10 protein-coding genes are annotated in these 15,447 nt (G+C 36.7%); 1 reads left to right on the plus strand and 9 read right to left on the minus strand.

Features of this window, described 5'->3' with window-relative positions:
- Positions 1–9: 9 nt before the first annotated feature.
- Positions 10–321, plus strand: a complete 312-nt coding sequence (gene yfaE, locus H4J70_RS13905) for a class I ribonucleotide reductase maintenance protein YfaE (protein WP_259364623.1) — start codon at positions 10–12, stop codon at positions 319–321.
- 110 nt (positions 322–431) lie between these two features.
- Here the strand turns inward: yfaE and H4J70_RS13910 are convergent, their stop codons facing one another.
- The 9 genes from H4J70_RS13910 to H4J70_RS13950 form a co-directional block, all read right to left on the minus strand.
- Positions 432–1,745 carry a diguanylate cyclase gene (locus H4J70_RS13910; RefSeq protein ID WP_182215816.1) on the minus strand — a complete coding sequence of 438 codons (1,314 nt, stop codon included), beginning with the start codon at positions 1,743–1,745 and terminating at the stop codon, positions 432–434.
- Positions 1,746–1,766: 21 nt separating this feature from the next.
- Positions 1,767–5,957 (minus strand): response regulator, encoded by a 4,191-nt coding sequence (locus H4J70_RS13915; RefSeq protein ID WP_182215814.1) that lies wholly within the window; start codon positions 5,955–5,957, stop codon positions 1,767–1,769.
- Between the two features lie 235 nt (positions 5,958–6,192).
- Positions 6,193–8,766, minus strand: coding sequence for an ATP-binding protein (locus tag H4J70_RS13920; protein WP_182215812.1), 2,574 nt, complete (start codon positions 8,764–8,766; stop codon positions 6,193–6,195).
- Positions 8,763–9,923 (minus strand): response regulator, encoded by a 1,161-nt coding sequence (locus H4J70_RS13925; RefSeq protein ID WP_182215810.1) that lies wholly within the window; start codon positions 9,921–9,923, stop codon positions 8,763–8,765. The genes H4J70_RS13920 and H4J70_RS13925 overlap by 4 nt, the downstream gene beginning before the upstream one ends.
- 46 nt (positions 9,924–9,969) lie before the next feature.
- Complete coding sequence (locus tag H4J70_RS20915) at positions 9,970–10,893, minus strand: diguanylate cyclase (protein WP_182215808.1); 924 nt, start codon at positions 10,891–10,893, stop codon at positions 9,970–9,972.
- 43 nt (positions 10,894–10,936) lie between these two features.
- A complete protein-coding gene (locus H4J70_RS13935) occupies positions 10,937–12,664 on the minus strand; it encodes a SpoIIE family protein phosphatase (RefSeq protein ID WP_310733516.1) in 1,728 nt (575 codons plus the stop codon).
- Between the two features lie 9 nt (positions 12,665–12,673).
- Positions 12,674–12,982 (minus strand): STAS domain-containing protein, encoded by a 309-nt coding sequence (locus H4J70_RS13940; protein WP_182215806.1) that lies wholly within the window; start codon positions 12,980–12,982, stop codon positions 12,674–12,676.
- Positions 12,983–13,004: 22 nt separating this feature from the next.
- A complete protein-coding gene (locus H4J70_RS20920; RefSeq protein WP_182215804.1) occupies positions 13,005–14,204 on the minus strand; it encodes a methyl-accepting chemotaxis protein in 1,200 nt (399 codons plus the stop codon).
- The gene (locus H4J70_RS13950; RefSeq protein WP_182230803.1) at positions 14,194–15,279 is read right to left on the minus strand and encodes a chemotaxis response regulator protein-glutamate methylesterase; all 1,086 of its coding nucleotides are present in this window, start codon (positions 15,277–15,279) and stop codon (positions 14,194–14,196) included. Before H4J70_RS13950 ends, H4J70_RS20920 begins: the two co-directional genes overlap by 11 nt.
- Positions 15,280–15,447 lie beyond the last annotated feature (168 nt).

The following is a 15,447-nucleotide window of genomic DNA, read 5'->3' on the forward strand; positions in this document are numbered from 1 at the left end:
CCTTTTTAAATGAAAAGTGCTAATGATATGGCTATGTGCCCGCAAAAATTGTCTGAAAGTAAGAAAGCTCATCGTATTTTTGTCGATAATAAAACCATTACCTTTCAAGCCAACGATAAAAGTTTACTAGAGTGTTTAGAAAAGGCTAATGTGGAAGTGCATTATCATTGTCGTGACGGTTTTTGTGGGGCGTGTCGAGTAACCTTAGTTGAAGGCGAAATTAGCTACCCTCAAGGAGAGCCACTCGCTTTTATTGGCGATGGAGAAGTGCTCTCTTGCTGTTGTGTGCCAAAGAGTGACATCAAACTTATCGTTGAATAACTTAATACTAGCATTATTAACGGGTCTTTAAAGATTGGAGAATCAACGTGTATAGATGTTGAGCGACAAATATACCCGTCACTCATCATCAACATCTATTAGTCTTATATTTATAATTGCGCGCTTAACCTAACTTCTATACCGCCTAAAACCTTAGTTAACTCTGCGGCAACCGGTTGATACAATTGTTGATAACGCGCAGTATCTTCGACACTTACCGCTTCATCTAGCGCTTTAGTCAATTCAAACAGTTGCATAGCTCCTACTGAGCAAGAAACACCTTTTAAGGTATGTACTAAGTGTTTACAAGCAGTTTGATCATCAGTACTGATCGCTTGTTGAATCTTTTCACTGTCTTTTGAATGGTCTTCATAAAACATCACCAGTATTTCAGCAAAAAGATCTTCATCTCCAAGCACATTACCAATACCTATTTCAGCATCAATACCTGGATATTCGTCTTCACTGGTCACCGGTAACTCATCGATAATACCCTCAGCGGCAACCGTATTTGATTCTTGATGCACCTTCACTTTATTTCTACCACTGTGCTTTGCTTCATATAGGCTAAGATCCGCTTCTTTTAATAAGCCTTCTAAGTTCATCTCATCGCCCTTGCCTAATGATAAGCCAATACTGACTGTTACAGACACCTTTTCATCATTAGTATCATCAATATATATTTTACTATGTTCTACTCTTTCTCTTAAGCGTTCGCAGGCAACAAGCGCATTCTCTGCAGAGGTATTTGCCATACATATCGCAAATTCTTCGCCACCAACTCGACCAATAATATCATTATCTCGAAAACAATCGCAGATGATATCAGCAAATTCAACTAGGACTTTATCACCGGTATCATGACCATAATTATCGTTAACCGCTTTAAAAAAATCTATATCGAGCATTGCCACAGCAAGTGGTTTATTAGTGCGTTTTGCTTGGCTAATCGCTTTACCCGCTAAGTCTTCAAAAGCGCCTCTGTTACGAATACCGGTTAAGAAGTCTGTATTAGCTAGAGACTCTAGCTCTAAAGTTTTCTCTAAAAGCCGCAGCGAGGTTCGTATTCTAGCCAATAACACTTTCGGAATATAAGGTTTAGTTACGTAGTCATCTGCGCCAAATTCTAGAGCAGCAACAATTTGATCTTCATCATCTGAAGCCGATAACATAATGACCGGCGTATTGAAAATAATAGGATGATTTTTTAATTTGTGTAACATCTCTAAGCCTGAGATACCCGGCATATACATATCTAATAAAATGAGGTCTATCGCTTGCTCTTCTAAAACCTCTAAGGCTTTTTCTCCAGATTCGGCGGTAAACACATTATAACCTTCTTCACCTAAATCAAACTCTAATAGCATGAGCGTGTCTTTAGCGTCATCAACAGCGAGAATGTTATATTTTTTCTTTGTATTCATAGTTTATTCCCATTGGAAGGCTTATTCGTCATCTTTAGCTGTTAGGTGTTTTTGTAAGATATTAATTAACAAATCATATTCCCTTGATAAATCATTTTGAAGCGATAACAATTCAACGCTATTTTTTATTCTAGCCGATTGTTCAATTTGTCGCGTTAATTTTCCAAGATTAATGCCACCTAAATTTTTTGACGAACCACTAACTTTATGTGCTAAAGCTATAATATCATCAAATAATTTATTTTCCATAGCGATAGCTAACTCATTTTTAAGCGCAGGCATATCCTCAATAAATAAACTGATAAGCTGTTTACTTAATTTGTCATTATTTCTAATACGCTTTAAAAAACCTGTTTTATCCCAAATGATATCTTCATTTGTCTTTGAATGACTACTTTTGGAGTTATCACCATGGCTAGTCTGGGTTAGGGGCTCTACAATCTCGTTACTGTTATCATCAGACACGGTTTCAAAGCTATCTAGCCCAACCCATGCCGATATTTTTTTAAGTAAAATATCGGTATCTACCGGTTTAGTCGCGTAATCACTCATGCCTGCCGCTAAACATTTTTCTTTATCACCTTTCATCGCATTGGCAGTCATGGCAATAATTGGAATGTTACGATGAACAACACCAGCCTTTCCTGCCCTTATTGCTTTTGTTGCATCGTAGCCGTCCATTTCAGGCATTTGACAGTCCATAATAATGATTTGGTAGGGAGAATCGTCTGGTGAAGAATCTAAAGCAGCCAGGGCTTCGATACCATTACCAGCAACATCAGCTGACAAACCAATATTGGCTAGTACACCTAAAATGACCACTTGGTTAATACGGTTATCTTCAACCAATAAGATGCGGGTTTTTTTGGCAATGACGCGATTAGCATTTGAATGTTTTAACTTATGCACGTTATGTTGGGTAACAAAGGGTTTATTGACATTCAAAGTGCCTTCTTCGTCTAAAACAAGACTTAACGTAGCAAATAAATCTGCGGTTGTTGCTGGCTTGGGGAAATACGCAGAAAAGCCGAGTTGTTCAAAAAAGTTAGCATCTCCTCTATCACTCATCGACGTCATCATAATAAGTTTAGTTTTTTGTGTATGTCGATGACCCTTCAAGCGCTCACCTAAAGTAACGCCGTCCATGCCAGGCATTTGCATATCAAGAATTGCCGCATCAAAAAAATCAACCGGGTGATTATCAACCTGCTCGATAGCACAAGCGCCATCCTTTGCTTGCGTAACCTCTGCCCCCCAAATAGCTAACTGTCCTTTTAATACCGCCAAATTTGTCGCATTATCATCAACTATTAGTATTTGCTTACCTTTTATGTCTACCTGAGGCATGACTATTTGAGAATTATCACTTTCGTTAAGTAGTATGGTAAAAGTAAACACACTGCCCTGACCTTCGGCACTTGTTACGCTAATATCCCCTGACATCAGTTGGGCTAATTGTTTAACAATGGCCAAACCTAAGCCTGTACCTCCATATTTTCGTGTAGTAGAGGCGTCTACTTGGGTAAAAGAATCAAACAATGTAATCATTTTATTTTCAGGAATACCAATACCCGTATCTGATATGCTGCATGTTAATTGCAACTGATGTTGATGTTTCTTAATCGAGGCTTTAATGAGTACTTCACCGGTCTCGGTAAATTTTATTGAATTACTGACTAAATTTGACAGTATTTGCCGTAAACGACTAGGGTCACCCTTAACTAAAGATTGTTCAACACCGCAAACATCCAGTATCAATTCCAAGCCTTTTTCCTGCGCTTTTATCGCCATCGACTCAGCAAAGTCGCCAAGCTGACTTCGAATATCAAAATCAAGTATTTCAAGTTCTAGTTTTCCTGCCTCTATTTTTGAAAAGTCCAAAATATCATTAATCAAAGATAATAAAGATTGAGCACTTGAACTGGCTAATTGCAAATGATGAGCTTGTTGTTTATCGATATTACTTTGCTGAAGTAAACCTAACATCCCTAAGACGCCATTCATCGGGGTACGTATTTCATGACTCATACTTGCAAGAAACTGCGAGCGCAGCAACAGAGCGTGCTCTGCCATATCTAAAGCGTCCTGTTTTAAAGTACCTAAGTTTTTTTGCTCGGTTATATCACGATGAGTTCCCACCACTCTGAAGTTTTTTTGATCTTTATGATTAACCATTTGACTATGTGTTTCAATATATCGAATAGTTCCATCAGGCAAAGTGATACGATATTCAAAATTAATTACTATGCCTTTCTTAACTTCACGGATAAATTGTTCTTCGACAAATTTAAGATCGTCTATGTGTATAGCAGTTCGCCAAATTTTTTCTGTAGGTACTGTTGAATCTTTATCATAACCAAACAATTCATACATTCGACTGTCCCAAAGACTTAGCCCTGTTTGAATATCATAGTCCCAAACGCCTATTCTTGGGGCTGACAAGGCAAAGTTTAAACGCCATGCCATATCTTTAGCTTCTTCAATACTGCGGATACTTTCTGCTGCCAACAACTTGTTTTCAGTGATATCACGTATTAATCCGGTAAAAACAACATCACCAGAAATATTTATTTTACTGACACTTAAATGCATAAAGAACTTTTCGCCATTTTTTCTTAATGCTGTCAGTTCAAGGGTGCGGCCTTTTACTTCACTTGAAGTATGTTGTAAAAAACATTTAAATTCGTCCACTGGGTTAATAGTATTATCTACGGGCACTAGAAATAGTGCGTTTTTACCAAGGACCTCATTGGTTTGATAGCCAAATATTTTTTCAGCCGCATGATTAAAAGCGAGAATATTACCTTTCCCGTCAATATTTATAACACCATCAGCAATTGAGTTTAAAATAGAATAAAGCTTTGCTAACGCATCTTCTGCACGTATTGTTTCACTTTTTTGGACAATCGACTTTTGCTCTATTTGCATTAATAAATTTTGAAAACTTCTTGCTAAAGCGCCAATTTCATCATTTTCTTGCACCGGTAACTTACCGATAACACCCTGCTCTTCAAATTGGGCAACACCTTTAGTCATCAACAACAAAGCACGTGTTATCCGCTTAGACGCCATAATACAAAACACTAGACTTAATATGGCTAAGATAAAGCTAAATAATATTGCCCGGTTTTTCATACTTTCTAATGATTGCAAATAAATATTACTTTTATTTTCAATAACTAAGTGTAATGGATTTACTTGGCCAAATTCGGCAAACTGAACAGTAGAGTAATAGGCTAATTTATTATCAACATCTATCTCTTTATCTTGCACTAGCTTATCGCTAGTGAGTATTGAGGAAAAAATAACACTCAGCGACGGAAACTTTTCAATCACCTTGATATTGTTTTTATCAACTTTTTGATCGGCTGGAAAATAAATAAAATCACCCGCTGAATTAGCAAGATAAAAAGTAACTTTTTCTAAAGCATTTTCCTTAAGCCGTTCAATAAATAAAGAAAAATCAACTTCTATTGTTATTGAGCCAAAAAGTTCGTTATCAGCCGTATAAATAGGGGTAGCGATAAATAAAGAACTCTGTAAAGGCTTGCCCTGAGTATTTTTTTGATAATATATCTCTGAAAAATACACTTCACCTTTTTTAACTAATAATGCCGCTTTTAATGAATCAAGCGCTATATTTTGACTAGATTGCTCAAAAGGAATGACCTTCACTTGGTCATTTTCATGGTCAACACTGACAATACTGCGAACATGTTTCTCTGTTGTTAAATAACTTATATTTTTATAAATAGGTTGGTTTTTGATAAATTCTTTGAATATCCCCTGTAATTTTTTCCGCCATAACAGGTTTTGTTCATCATCAGATTTGATAGACTCCATAACACCTTGTATTGACGCGGTCTTACTGAGGAAGATTGAGTCGTTGGCACTTTCTCGATAGAAATAGGCTATTAATGGTTTTACAATTTTACTTTTAATATTGAGTTCATCAAACGCCTGCTCTTTAACCAACTGCTGGCTTTCAATATAAAATACAGTGCCAACCGCAAAAGCAATAAGGAGTGATAAAGAAAAGCCAGCAAATGGAATTTTAAAAGCTAATGAGCTAAAAACTTTTCCGATAGAGAAGCTTTTACTGGCTTTAGTTAATGGCTGCGCAGTATGATGATGTTCTTTAGATGCGCCATTATTATCTTGTAAATGATTGTTTTTGATAAGTGCTACTTCTCTTTTGGTGAATCTATTCATACGCCGATAAAAATAGAGTCTGAAACAATATTTTTGAGAAAAGGCTAAATATTCAATTGGCTATCAAATAACATACTAGAACCAACGCTTATATGCAATTGTGGTAGATCAACAACAATAACACTGATAACTAAACCTTAGGATATTACAGAGCATTTACTGATAAAATATCACTAAATTAGTCACAATTACTTGCTAAGCGGCTAACAATCATTAGAAATATTCGAGCTGCAATTTAATTATTTTCAATTAAAAAATTTGCCAATTCTTTTGAATTAAACGGTTTTCTTAAAACGGGGTAATGCCATTGTTTATCTTCCTCAGCAATATAACCACTAATTGAAAAGATTCGAATATTAGGAAACTTTGCTTTCACTAATTCCACAGCCTCTCGACCTGAAATATCGGGTAATATCATATCGGTAATAAAAATATCAAAAGGTTGCTCAGTCGCTAAAATGTTCATTAAACCCATTTTATTGTTGGTATGTTCAGTTTTAACGCCTTCGTTTTCTAAATACAAGGAAACAAACTCAGCAATACTTATCTCATCATCTAAAATAAGTACGCGCTTTCCCTTTATATTTAATTGGCTTTTAAGCGTTAAGGGACTTTTTTTCGGGGGATTTTTTAAAATCTGGCACTTAAAGACTAAGGTAAAGTGCGCCCCACCCAAACTGCCATGTCCTGAAACTCGTATATGACCATTATGCTTATATATTGTGCTATAAACATTAGCTAATCCAATACCGTTGCCCTTATTAACTGATTTACTGCTGTAAAAGGGATCAAACACTTTAGTCAAATTACCTTGCTCAATACCCACACCACTATCTTTGACATGAATTTCTAAATTTTGCTGATCATTAATGTTGGCTGATATTTCTATCTGTCCAATTAAGCCTCTTTCGCGGATCGCATCCTGAGAATTTAACACTAAGTTAAGCAATATATTAATAAATTCACCTTGAGGAAACTTTATTTTACAGCATAGTTCATTGGTATGAATGCTAAAGTCTATGGTAGGAAGTAACAATTGCTTAAAAAGATATTGGTTATCAATAATATCCTGTATCGGGTCAAACCGAACCACTTTGATGGTAGGTTTACGCGTAAAAGCTAATAAACGCTCGGTAACGCTTTTACCTTTATCTATCGCATTCTTGACCCGCTCAATATACCTTGAAATATCACGTTCACCTTGGGCGAACTTAATCTCTAACATTTCGGTAGCGCCTAAAGCGACGCCCAGTACATTATTGATGTCATGTGAAACATTGCCAAAAGTATTACCCAGTAAAGCGAGTCGATTACTAATAAGTTGTTGTTGGTCTTTACGAAATTGCTCAGTAACGTTTTCAACAATCCAAATAAATATTCCTTCATCGGCTTCATAGGTTACCGATAAATCAAAAACACTATTGTATTGATCAAAACTAATATGAGTTTCTTTAAGTTGACCACACTTTTTTGCTTTTCGTTTAAACGCAAGATAGTCGGTAATACTGAAATTAATATAATTAAAAAGCACGGCGCTACTGTGGGCAGTTTTTGGTGTTAGATCTTGATAAACGACATTATCTTTGTCATCAATAAAGAAAACCGGTACCTTTATTGTATAATTGACCATAGCGAGCAGTTTTAATTTTTCAAAAATAGTTTCTGATTGGCTAATATCTTTAAATACGCCGAAAACACCAACAACGTCACCCGCAGTATTGAGTTCAACCTCACCAAAACACTCCACTTTCACTTTATTGCCCTGTTTATTTCTTATAGCACTTTTAAAGTAGAAGCCTTGTTTATTGACAATGGCATTATCTAAATAATTTCGTACCTTAACCTGTTCTTCTACCAGGTAAAAGTCTAAGGCCGAAACTACCTTTGGTTGGTAATTAGTGGCGTCTACACCATGAATTTTATAAAGCTCAGTTGACCAATATAAGGTATTATCAATACAATCTAGACGCCAATGCCCTGATTTATTTAAACTTTCCGCTAGCAACAGATAATTATTTCTTTCTTTTAGCTTTTCGACTAATTGATGTTGCGCGGTGATATCTTTAACTGAGCCAAACATTTTATAAGCACGCTCAGCCCTGTATTCGATAATTTTACCAAAAACAGTTACCCACTTCGTAGCACCTTGCTCTGTAGTCATTGACAGCGTTAAATTTATACTGGGTATTTCACCAAGACAATGCGCTTTGGCTTCTTGGTTAAGGCGGGCTAAATCTTCTTCTTTTAACCATTTTTGACCAAAAGAAAGTGGGCCTAAGAATGCTTCTGCAGAATAATCCAACATAGCCATAAATTGTGCGGAATAAAGTAGCGTTCCTTCAATAATATTCCACTCCCAAAAAGCTTCTTCTATGGTGTTTAATATTTTATGGGTGTGTTTTGATAACGCTGCAGATTCTATTTTTTCTGCTAGCTTTTCCCGCTCATTAATCGTTTTATCGTCAGAGCTATCGTTTAACAATGAATCCGAAAGGTAGACGGTATAACCGCCAGCAACTTCACTTGTTTTTATTGTACAATTGAGCATCTCATCTGATTTACTCAATAAGACAACATCTCTAACACCTGATCCACGTTGGAAGTTATGACAAAACTTTAGATGCGAATTAGCAAATTCCTTGGGCAAGAGCATTTCTAGCGGTTGCCCTTTAATTTCTGCTAAACAATAACCAGAAAAACTTTCTGCCCAACGATTACAACCGGTAATAATCCCTTGATGATCTAATTGAATAACCGAAAAAGGAATACTATTGATCGATACCGTTAAATCGTTAGAGGTAGCGTTCAAAATAGTTCATCTTCATCATCAAAATCAACTACTTCCTCTTCTTGTTGTTGATTAAGGACTTCAAGTTCATCAACACTGGCTAAGGCGCCATCAAGTAAATCGGTAACTTCAAGAAAATTTATATCATCTTGTGAGTGTTTTTTTAAAGCACCATGAACCAAGTTGGTCAGATATTGTTCTTGTTCATCTGACATCTCTAGGACATGGAAGCTCATACCTATGTTAGTGACTATCTCATTCATCACTTCCTGTTGATGGTGCTTAGATATGGCAATCATATTTTTGGTAGTAGAAACAGCTTGCTGAATTTTACTTTGTACTTGCACCAGTGAATTTTTATAGGTAATAAAAGCAATACGAGCACCGATGCATTCAATAACAGAGGCGAGTGCATCAATATATATATCAGTATCAATAGCGCCATCTACTAAATTTAAAATAAGGATTGAGCACAGTGGGTGGTTAAAAATAGTTCTAGAACTAAAGCGATATAAGCGAGGTTTAACCCTTAACAGTTTCATTACATCGATTTCTACCGGAGAACAAAAGCCATTTTTAGAACTAAAGAAAAGTGATTTTTCATTGATCGGGTAAAAAGCAATACAGCCATCTAAGTTCATTGTATAAAGAAATGAAAACACTTCATCTCTAATTTTTTCTAAAGTAAAACAATGATTAAGTCGAGATGTTAGCTGCATACAGCTGCCATATTTAGCCGCTTGTGCCATTGAAATATTAATAACTCGATCTTTTGAACTAATTTCTGTTTCAAAGCTATGAATTTTATCTTGATAAGAAATAAGTTTTTTTAGCTTTTTATCCAAAGCTAATAAAGAAATAGGTTTTGCAAGGAAATCATCGGCACCACACTCTAAACCTTTAAGTACAGCATCTTCGGTGGCTAGGCCAGAATACAAGACAAAAGAGGTTGCGACGGTATGTTGTTCAACGTTACGTTTTATCCATTGTGACCCTTTGTCTTCGCCAATATTTTCATCAACTAAGGCGATGTCAAAAAGTTGATTGTCGCTGACTAACTTATCCGCATCTTTAATATTAGTCGCGCACGTTACTTCAAAACTTTCGGTTAATGCTTCATGAAGCAGTTCAAGGTAATCTTTGTCATCATCAATAATTAACAAACGGGGTTTAGGCATAATAATTCCTTTTTTTATGAGATTTCAACCTTAGTAAAGGCAGTTGTTAAGCACTTTTTTGAAAAACACTAGAACGATTACGCCCTTGGTCTTTTGCTTGATATAAAGCGATATCAGCTTGTTTTATTAATTCACTTGCATTGGATACGTGATCGGCAGCGCTTGTTGTTGCAATACCAATACTTACCGTCACATAAGGAAATATTGATGAATATTCGTGTTTTATTTTTTGGCTTAATAGCGCTAAGCTTAATTCTTTTGCTTTAAATCTAGCGCCCTCGACTGGCGTAAAAGGCAACACAACAATAAATTCCTCTCCCCCATAACGAGCTAATGAGTCAGTGGCTCGATTAAGCGTTTCATTAAGCGTATTAGCAACCTGAACTAAACACTTATCGCCTTGTGGGTGACCATAGTTATCGTTATAAGGCTTAAAAAAGTCAATATCTATCATCAATATTGATAATTCCCCTTGTTGTCGCTCATTAATTTGCCAAGCACTAGCGAGGACTTCTTCTAACCCTCTTCGGTTAAGTATCTGCGTTAGCGGGTCAATACTACTGAGTATTTCTAGTTGTTTATTGGCGCGTTCAAGCGCTCCTTTCATTTTGGTAATACGTTCCATCGCTCTTAATTTTGCGCTCAAAATCACTTGTTTTATCGGCTTTGTTAAGTAATCGTCAGCACCCGCATCAATACCTTGAGTTAAATACTCTTCGCTGTCGTTGGAGCTAAGAAAGATAATAGGGAACCATTTGGGGTATTCTTTTCTTATCATTTTTGTTAGCGCAAAACCGTCAACCTCGGGCATTTCTATATCCATAAGCACTAAATCAATGTTTTCTTTCTTTAATGCTGCCATCGCCTGCACATGACCATTAGCAACGACGGCAATATGGCCGCTGTCAATGATCATCGCACTAACAACTTCTCTGATAAACTTATTATCATCCACAACTAAAATGTTCACATTAATGCCTTATTACATGGGCCATAAATTAAAATATTGATGTTTACGATGCCCAAACATATGATGCTTCGACAACATTACCATTATCTTGGAAGTCTAAGCTGTCACACAGCTGCTCAACTAACTCAATACCACGACCGCTAAGCTCGAGTTTATTTGCTGGCTTGTTCACTCGTTGCTCATAGTATTTTTTTATATCAAATCCTTGCCCACTATCTTGTATTTTAATCATAATTCGACCGCCATTTGGAAAGGGGTAATGGCATATTTGTAATTCGATAAAGCCATGCGCTAAATTTTTCAAACGCAATTCTCGTTCTTTATAATATTGAGAGAAACCATCTGCACTGGCTTTTAACTTAGAGCTTAAGCCTAAGACACCATGGTCAAGTGAATTAATAAATAACTCAGTGAGTATGCTGTATAAACTTTGCCAATGCTCTGCATGACCTTCTATATCATTTATTTGATTCATAGCCATAGGAATTGGGTTTATAGAGGCTAAGCGCTTACCACTTAAGGTTAGTTGCCAGTGCCATGCTGGCTCTGTTGCCAAATAGATATCGTCAAGTTGCTTAGCTGAAATATTGGTAATGCCATGACTGGCGACCAGCACGTGCTCCCAACCTCCGCAAGGAATGTCAATCAATGAAATATCATCTTCTTGTGGCATAGCTTGGCAAAAGTCATTAACCGCGTTAAGCACACATTCACTAACCTTATGCGTGATTACGCCATGCTTTGCCGCCTGTTCGAATCGGTCAAAATCAAACATTTCCCCGTGTTCATTTCTCGCCTCGACAATACCATCACTGATTAAGATCATCCGATCGGTTTCTTCAATACCAAATACGGTTAATTTACTATCGGGTAAAAGCTTTGGAAGCACACCTATTGGTGGGTGACTTGACGATATTTGATGTTTTATTTTTCCTTGTTCAGAAAACAAGTAAGCATCGGGTAAGCCCGCATTAAAAACATAAACAGATTTATCATGGCTAGAGATACTGGCAAACCCCGCCGCAAGAAATAAATCTGCAGGCAGTAAATCATAAAGTTGATGATTAATTTGATTAATAATTTCAAATAACAAAAAACCTTTTTTGGTCATTGCTCTAAAGGTTTCCGCTAAGGGAATAGCACCAATAGATGAACGCAGTCCATGGCCAGTAAAATCTCCCAACATAACATTAACGTCACCATTAGGAGATAAAGCCGTTAGTTGTATATCACCACTAAATAACGCGGCGGGTTTTTTAATAATGCCAATGCGGTCAAGCGAGAAGTTTCTTGCCTCAATAACGCCCGACATTAACTGTTCAGCAAGCTCGGCATCTTTTTGTTGTTCTTGTTGTAAAATCTTAACTTGTGCGTATAAATCACTGATTCGTTGGATTGACTTTATTTTAGCTTTAAAAACTTTGGGTGAAAACGGCCTGACCAATATACCGTCACCGCCAGCATCAACACACTCAATAAAGGCTTCATCTGTATCCATACTGGTAATAAAAATCAGTGGGCACAAGCTATTATCTTGCGATAAACTTTTAATTTCTCTTGCTGCTTCATAGCCGTTCATAATGGGCATATTAATGTCCATTAACACTAAGTCAGGCTTATATTTAACATACATTGCCACGCCACGAGCACCATCATTAGCTGTAAAAACACGATAACCTTGCTCTTTTAATAAGACGCTTAAGACTTTGCATTGCATGGCAGAGTCGTCAACAACTAAAGCTAATTTAACATCATTTTTTCCAGCTAACACGGCTATAACCTATAATTCTATGGTGAGTAAACGGTGAAATTGCGCGATTTCTAAAATTTTATTCACTGAATCGCTTGGCTTACTAATCACAACTTTTCCTGAATAGTTTTCAGCATGATCTTTAAGTAATAAAATCATGCCTAAAGCAGAGCTATCCATATAAGTCGCTTTTGATAAACAGATAGTAAACATCGAGTTTTTTTCTTTACAGTTAATATAGGCATCTCGAAAGTGTTGATGCAGTGAGAAATCAAACCGACCTTCAATACTAATTTCTATATTTTTTTTATCTTCTGATACTTGCTTTATAACATTCATAGTCGTTCCTAATAATTTATAATTAAAACAACTCAACAACACCCTCATCCATAGATGACTGAGATACGCTGCGCTGCTCATTTTGATGATGAGATTGTTCGATAAGCGATTGACATTGATGCTGTAATTTTTGTAATGCTTGTGGAGTATTACTATTATTGATTTCAAATTCCATTAAAACTTGATTGAGAGCCGTAATAGTTTCAGTATTATGTTTAAGGGTTGCAAGGGCTTGACACGTTAAGTCTTCAAATTGTAGCGAGCGAATGCCTGTAGCGACTGTTTCAGCAATTTTTGGTGATAATCCAGCAAGCTCTTCAACAATGGCATTGGTTTGTGAAGAAGATTCACCCACATGCTCAACCATAAGACTGACTCGACTTTTAGCCTCAAGTGTTGCGGTCATATCAGCTGAAGCCATAACTTGAATTGAGTTTCTTAGCTTTTCAATGATAATTTGTGCCAATGATATTTCTTCACGAATATTATCATTGAGCTCGGTAGAATTAACTGATAACGCCCTGACTTCATTGGCCACTACAGCAAAACCTCTACCGGCATCTCCGGCTCTCGCTGCTTCTATAGCGGCATTAAGGGCTAATAAATTAGTTTGGCTCGCTAAACTTTCTACTTGTCCCAATAAGCTAAAAATACCGTCGAGCTGTTTACTCATTTCATCGCTAAATGACACGGCGGCTAAACTTTGCTTGCTAGTGGTCATAATCACCTGTAAAAAATCATCTAAAGTCTCACTGGAGTCGTGAACAAAAGACTCTATCGTGGTACCGTTTTCATCAACAGCACCTCGATGATTACCAATAGCAACATTAAGCATGACTTGTTGTTCATCCGTTAAGCTTTTTAAAGACTTGAAACTATCTGCAATCCCAGTCGTAGCCTCTTGAATTAAGATACTGGCCCGGTCAACTTCTGTATCAACGATGGCTATTTGCTGGCTAAGTAAGCTAACAATTTTTGTCAGGGTTATTTTTATTTCTTTTTCATTGTTGTTTACATTAAGCCCATTGCGCCCCTCAACATCACTTGCACTAGATAATGTTAGCAAAGCATGATTATTTTTATATAAGATAATCAAGACAAACGACAGTAATAATGTCAGCGTAATTGATAAGTAACTCAGTTGAAAAAATAAAAGGTCCATCAGTATTACGCCAACAATCACCAGCCCAGTCTTTAATAACAGCATGGCTTTATTTTTCATAAAACACCTCTTTTTTACTCTGTCGAGCCAGTGCAGCATGAGCTAAAATTTCCTTAGGTATATTAACTAATGAGCACTCTTTTACCTGAGCATTTAATGCATGAGCACTGCCTGGCATACCCCAAATTAAACTACTTGCCTTATCTTGGATAATAGTCATAGCGCCAGCATTTTTTAAATTTAATAAACCTTTGGCTCCATCTTGTCCCATGCCGGTTAATAATACCGCTTGAACATTGTTAGCAAGTGGTAGTAAGGAATTAAACAAAATGTCAACGGCAGGCTTGTGGCGGTTAACATCAGGTGAGTCTTCTAAAATACAAAAAAGTGCTCCACCTTTACTTTCTACTTTTAGATGAAGATTACCTGGCGCAATATAAACATTACCCGCTTTAATCTTTTGGCCATGCCTTGCTTCTTGCACATCAACGGCACAAATTTCGTTCATCCGTTGTGCATATCTCGCACTGAATGTTTTTGGAATATGTAAGGTGATAACCACAGCTGGAGAATTACTTGGCAAAGCGGTAATAATCGCTTTAATTGCTTCAGTGCCTCCTGTTGAAGCGCCAATAGCCACTAAATGATTCGAGCGCTGGCAACCTTTAAAGGGTAGTAGACCAGTCGCTAGAGGTTTTGATAACGTGCTGTTAAGTCGAAAATTTTTATTATCAACCGTTGCGGCAAATTTTATTTTTCTCAATAAAGTCTCTTGAAAGGTAGACTTATTAGCAATCAAGGCTTCAAAACTAGGTTTTGCAATAAAATCAACAGCTCCTATTTCTAAAGCTTGTAGGGTGATATCAGCCCCTTTAGTCGTTAATGTTGATAGCATCACTACCGGCATAGGATGCAGTCGCATTAAGTTTTTCAAAAAGGTAATACCATCCATCTTTGGCATTTCAATATCTAAAGTCAGTACGTCAGGATTTAGCTTTTTGATTTGCTCTCGAGCGATCATAGGGTCTTTAGCTTCGCCAACTACTTCAATTTCAGGATCATCTTTTAAAACCTCATTAACAACCGCTCGGATAACCGAGGAATCGTCAATAATTAATACTTTAATTGGCTTCATATAAATAACATCCTAAGCTCGATAGTGGCTAATAAATAGCGCTAAGAAAATTCTACTTCACCTTCTACAGGTGTTTGGTCTATACGGTTTTACTATTCAACACTTTCATCGGTTGATTATTATCGCTAAAATAATTCTACATCACCCTCTACAGGTGTTTGGTCTATA

The organism is Colwellia sp. BRX8-9 (assembly GCF_014077245.1).
Classification (GTDB): domain Bacteria; phylum Pseudomonadota; class Gammaproteobacteria; order Enterobacterales; family Alteromonadaceae; genus Colwellia_A.

What these genes read in the sequence shown, in the direction of transcription:
- H4J70_RS20920 (WP_182215804.1), bottom strand. Translation starts at nt 14,204, where the DNA reads ATGAAAAATAAAGCCATGCTGTTATTAAAGACTGGGCTGGTGATTGTT.
- H4J70_RS13915 (WP_182215814.1), bottom strand. Translation starts at nt 5,957, where the DNA reads ATGAATAGATTCACCAAAAGAGAAGTAGCACTTATCAAAAACAATCAT.
- H4J70_RS13950 (WP_182230803.1), bottom strand. Translation starts at nt 15,279, where the DNA reads ATGAAGCCAATTAAAGTATTAATTATTGACGATTCCTCGGTTATCCGA.
- H4J70_RS13940 (WP_182215806.1), bottom strand. Translation starts at nt 12,982, where the DNA reads ATGAATGTTATAAAGCAAGTATCAGAAGATAAAAAAAATATAGAAATT.
- yfaE (WP_259364623.1), top strand. Translation starts at nt 10, where the DNA reads ATGAAAAGTGCTAATGATATGGCTATGTGCCCGCAAAAATTGTCTGAA.
- H4J70_RS13925 (WP_182215810.1), bottom strand. Translation starts at nt 9,923, where the DNA reads ATGCCTAAACCCCGTTTGTTAATTATTGATGATGACAAAGATTACCTT.
- H4J70_RS13910 (WP_182215816.1), bottom strand. Translation starts at nt 1,745, where the DNA reads ATGAATACAAAGAAAAAATATAACATTCTCGCTGTTGATGACGCTAAA.